Source organism: Schumannella soli (assembly GCF_006517435.1).
Classification (GTDB): Bacteria; Actinomycetota; Actinomycetes; order Actinomycetales; family Microbacteriaceae; genus Schumannella; species Schumannella soli.
In genome coordinates this window covers 1-232 of record NZ_VHQG01000008.1, presented here as the reverse complement: position 1 = coordinate 232, position 232 = coordinate 1, and the positions used below count along the sequence as shown (strand labels likewise).

Annotated in this window: 1 protein-coding gene; it reads right to left on the bottom strand. The window is 66.8% G+C overall.

Annotated elements, in window-relative coordinates; translation table 11 throughout:
• Positions 1 to 232 (bottom strand): aldehyde dehydrogenase family protein (locus FJ657_RS16925; protein ID WP_141164910.1); only part of this gene is annotated, 232 nt, incomplete at both ends.

The following is a 232-nucleotide window of genomic DNA, read 5'->3' as shown; positions in this document are numbered from 1 at the left end:
AGTTCTGGGGGAAGCCGAGGTTGATGCCGCCGTGGGAGGGGTCGAGCCAGCGGGAGGTGATGGCTTTCTCCTGGGTGAAGAAGTCGAACCCGGCGGGACCGTAGGCCTTGTTCGCGCCGAACAGGGAGTCCTTCCACCCGCCGAAGGAGTAGTACGCGACCGGGACGGGGATGGGGACGTTGATGCCGATCATGCCGACCTGGATCTCGGTCTGGAAGCGGCGGGCGGCGCC